This is a genomic window from Cryobacterium sp. 10I5 (genome assembly GCF_035019865.1).
GTDB classification, from domain to species: Bacteria; Actinomycetota; Actinomycetes; order Actinomycetales; family Microbacteriaceae; genus Cryobacterium; species Cryobacterium breve_A.
In genome coordinates this window covers 1-1,496 of the sequence record NZ_JASJVI010000187.1, presented here as the reverse complement: position 1 = coordinate 1,496, position 1,496 = coordinate 1, and the positions used below count along the sequence as shown (strand labels likewise).

The window sequence follows — 1,496 nt, the reverse complement described above, 5'->3', positions numbered from 1 at the left end:
GGTTCGAGGAAGTCGACTGGAAAGAGCTCAAGGTCGGCCGCAACTATCACCTCTCCTGTGATTTCCAGTACTACTCGGTTCCCCACGCTTTCGCGGGCAAGCTGCTGCGGGTGCGGCTGACTTCGTCCCGGGTGACCGTGTTCGACGGCCAGGACATCGTTTGCGAGCATCCGCGGCAGCGGGGCCGGAAGGGCCAGTACTCGACCCTGCCCGAGCACGTCCCCGTCCAGCACCGCGACGTTGACGGGCTGTGGTCACGGCGGTGGTTCCTGGACCGGGCCCGGTCCTTCGGCCCGGCGACGGTGACCGTGATCGAGCAGATCCTCCACCGGCAGAGAATCGAAGCGCAAGGGTATCTGGACTGCCAGAACATCCTCGAAGGCCTCGGGAAAAGGAACCGGGCCCGCCTCGAGGCCGCCTGCCAGGCCCTGATCAACCAGCACGGCCACCCGACCTACACGACACTCAAACGCGTGATGGCCGCCATCGATAGCGACAGCAAACGACCCCGACCCGTCACACCGGCAGCATCGACGCGCAAACCCGCACGCACCGTCACCTTCCAAGACGTCTACGTCCGTGACGCCTCGCACTACGCACGCGACGAGGAGGGAAAGTGATGTTCACCAGCATCGATTACGACAAGTTCCGGGCCCTGCGCGTCACTCACGTCGCCACCCGGTTCGAGGAACTCATCCGAGACGAAACCAACGACACCCTGACCCCGGAACAACTGTTCCTGACCGCAGTCGATGACGCGCTCGAGCAGCGCCGCCACAGCCGGGTCGAGAAACTGATCCGGCAGGCCAGGTTCCCGATCCCACACGCCTCGATCGCGGAGCTCGACTACCGCGAAGGCCGTGGTATCACCGGGGTCCGCATGCGCCGCTACGCAGCCCATGCCTGGCGGGCAGACCCGACGAACCTGTTGATCATCTCGCCCACCGGAGGCGGGAAAACCTACCTCACCTGCGCGATCGGGATCAGCGCCTGCCTCAACGAACACACCGTCACATACGCCCGGATGGATGACCTCGCCCGCCGACTCATCATCACCCGCAGCGATGCCATCGCCCACCAACGACTCCTCAACGAACTCTCCGACGTGGACCTGCTCATCATCGATGACTTCCTCACCGTCGGCATCGACAGCGACGCCGCTAACGACCTCTTCGCCGTCCTCGCCAACCGAGAACACCGCCTCCCCACACTGATCGCTTCTCAGTCCGGGCCCGGCTACTGGGTCGAAGCACTCCCGGACCGAGTCGCAGCCGACTCCATCGTCAACCGCCTCGCGAACCACGCCCGCACCATCAACCTCGGCACCGTCGACATGCGCAAACTCCACGATGACCAAGCCCGAGCCGATAAGAACCACTGGGAATAGCAACCGGGCTGGTACTGGCGGCATTCACCAGCCCGCCGCCAGTACCACCTGCCCGGAGGATCAGAACCACCTCGCCGGACTAGCAGTACCTCCTGGAACTACTCGCCAG

At 64.4% G+C, this 1,496-nt stretch carries 2 protein-coding genes; both read left to right on the top strand.

The window, feature by feature from the left end:
* The coding region (locus QN350_RS19595; protein ID WP_416347749.1) for a Mu transposase domain-containing protein at nucleotides 1-620 on the top strand (620 nt) is incomplete at its 5' end.
* Nucleotides 620-1,387 (top strand): ATP-binding protein, encoded by a 768-nt coding sequence (locus QN350_RS19590; RefSeq protein ID WP_323517181.1) that lies wholly within the window; start codon nucleotides 620-622, stop codon nucleotides 1,385-1,387. The genes QN350_RS19595 and QN350_RS19590, both read left to right, overlap by 1 nt.
* Nucleotides 1,388-1,496: the final 109 nt, after the last annotated feature.